The sequence below is a fragment of the Mesorhizobium waimense genome (genome assembly GCF_003601975.1).
Taxonomy (GTDB): Bacteria; Pseudomonadota; Alphaproteobacteria; order Rhizobiales; family Rhizobiaceae; genus Mesorhizobium; species Mesorhizobium waimense.
Window position 1 is genome coordinate 1 of the sequence record NZ_QZWZ01000138.1, and the last position, 2,281, is coordinate 2,281.

Genomic DNA, 2,281 nt, shown 5'->3' on the forward strand with positions numbered 1-2,281 from the left:
AGGCAATGCGGGGTATCGCGCTGATCAACGCCGTGGTGCTGGTCGCGGAAGTCGGTGACTTCACGCGTTTCTCCAATCCACGCCAGCTCATGGCCTATTTCGGCCTGGTCCCTGGCGAGCAATCGAGCAGCGAGACCGTCTGGCGCGGCGGCATCACCAAGACCGGCATCACCAAGACCGGCAACACGCATGCCCGGCGCGCGCTGGTCGAGGGCGCCTGGGCTTACAGGATGAGGCCGCGCATCGGCCGGCACAAGGTCGACCGGATCGAGGCGTTGCCAAAAGTCGTTCGCGACATCGGATGGAAAGCGCAGGTTCGACTGTGCACCCGATATCGTCGGCTCAGCGCGCGCGGCAAGAACGCCAACGTCGTCAATGTCGCCATCGCACGCGAGATGGTGGGCTTCATCTGGTCGATCGCTTGCACGGTGGCGAAGGCGGTCGGCATCGCGGCGTCTTCGGTGGTGAAGATCTGGCACGACCATGGCCTTGCACCTCACCGCTGGCGCAGCTTCAAGCTGTCCAACGACAAGGCGTTTGCCGAGAAGCTTCACGATGTTGTCGGGCTCTACGTCTCGCCCCCCGCTCATGCCATCGTGCTGTCGGTCGATGAGAAGAGATAATGTTCGGGTCTTCTACCTGGATCAGAAGCTCGTATTGAGGACGGTGAGGGCCGCCACCACGCGTACCCTGTGTTTGCTATGGACGAGACCTTTTCCGTTGCCGGTGGAAGCCGCCTGGTTCGACCATCCAACTTGACGAGCGTCATGCAGCGAGAGCAAGCTGACGAACAGAGAGACTTTGCCTGCTCACACCATTTCCTTCCGCTCTTAGGACGTTGTCGGAGACGATCGTGCAAGGCTTGCCGCGACGGGCGATGATAGCGTCCAGTTCCCGGGCCACGCGGGCACCTGACAGCGACGTATCTGCGACCAGCGCCAGGCATTCCCGCGTGAAGTCGTCGACGACGGCCAGAACCCGGAACCGCCGGCCGTCCGTGAAGGCATCGCTGACGAAGTCAAGCGACCAGCTCTCGTTCATCCGGTCCGGCGCGATCATCGGCAGGCCCGCTTGCGGCCGCCACGCCTGCGAACCTCAGCTTCTCCTCCCGGTAAAGCCGCCGCAGCTTCTTTTGGTTCATCACCATCCCTTGCCGTTCAAGCAAGATGTGGATGCGCCGGTAGCCGAAGCGCCGCCGCTCCGCCGCAACCGTCTTCATCGCGGCTCGAAAGACCGCATCATCCGGCCGGGTGCTTGTGTAGCGAACGCCCGAGCGATCGACGAAAAGAGCCTTGCACGCCCGACGCTGGCTCACCCGTGCTGATCGCAGGCGTGGGCCATAGCGCATCGCTTGGCATGGCGTCACCATTAATGGGATGGTCCGCTCCGTCCTCCCGTAGCATCATCTGGGCAATCACACCAAGGAGGTTGCAATGTCCCCACGCAATGCGCCGCGCCCTGCGGCCGTCTATGGAATTGATATCGGCAAGAACATCTTCCACGTCGTCGGTTTGGACACCGAGGGTGAGCCAGTCCAGCGAACTCGCTTTCGACGCGACACGTTGCTGCAGTTCTTTGAGCGGGCAGCAGCGCCTGTGATCGTGGGGATGGAATCGTGCGCGGGATCACAATGGATCGCCCGGAGACTGCAGGCACTGGGGCACAAGGTTCGCCTGATTCCAGCGCAGTTCGTGAAGCCATATGTGAAGTCGAACAAGAGCGACATCATCGATGCCGAGGCCATAGCCGAAGCTGCAACGCGGCCGACGATGCGGTTTGCTGCGATCAAGAGCGAGGAGCAAGCCGACCTCCAGGCGCTGCATCGCGGCGCGACCAGATGATCGGCACGCGAACGCGCCTCATCAACCAAATGCGAGCATTCTGCCTGGAATACGGCATTGCATTGAGACAAGGAGCGGGCCTGTTCAAGCTCGACCTGCCGCGGGTCCTCGACAACTTGTCGAACGACCTGTCGCCGGCGATGCGCAAACTGCTCACGGATCTGTTCGCCGACCTGCGCCGGTTGGAGCAGCGCATCAGCGACGTGACGAGGGAGATCGAGGCAATTGCCGATCGAGAAGATGTTGCCCGCCGGCTCATGACGATTCCAGGGATCGGCGCATTGGGGGCCACGGCACTTCTAGTCCCTATGAATGCTGGGCCTGAGGGCGGCCCGTCATCCGATATGCAACGGTACGAGGGTTAAGCCGGCTGGCCGGCGCAGAGCCTCATGCATAGGAGACGGGCCATATGGAACATATCAGATTTGTCGGTTTGGATC

At 61.9% G+C, this 2,281-nt stretch carries 4 pseudogenes; 3 read left to right on the forward strand and 1 reads right to left on the reverse strand.

Annotation, left to right across the window (positions count from 1 at the left end):
• Positions 1–5 precede the first annotated feature (5 nt).
• Together D3227_RS43620 and D3227_RS43625 are read left to right on the forward strand one after the other, a co-directional pair.
• A pseudogene (locus tag D3227_RS43620) lies at positions 6–176 on the forward strand (transposase); the annotation flags it as partial.
• 252 nt (positions 177–428) lie between these two features.
• Positions 429–617 (forward strand): annotated as a pseudogene (locus tag D3227_RS43625) (IS630 family transposase); the annotation flags it as partial.
• Positions 618–810: 193 nt separating this feature from the next.
• On the opposite strand, the pseudogene D3227_RS43630 reads toward D3227_RS43625, so the two are convergent.
• Positions 811–1,356: pseudogene (locus D3227_RS43630) on the reverse strand (DDE-type integrase/transposase/recombinase); the annotation flags it as partial.
• Between the two features lie 77 nt (positions 1,357–1,433).
• Between D3227_RS43630 and D3227_RS40165 the strand changes: the two are divergent.
• Positions 1,434–2,203: pseudogene (locus tag D3227_RS40165) on the forward strand (IS110 family RNA-guided transposase); the annotation flags it as partial.
• Between the last annotated feature and the right edge of the window lie 78 nt (positions 2,204–2,281).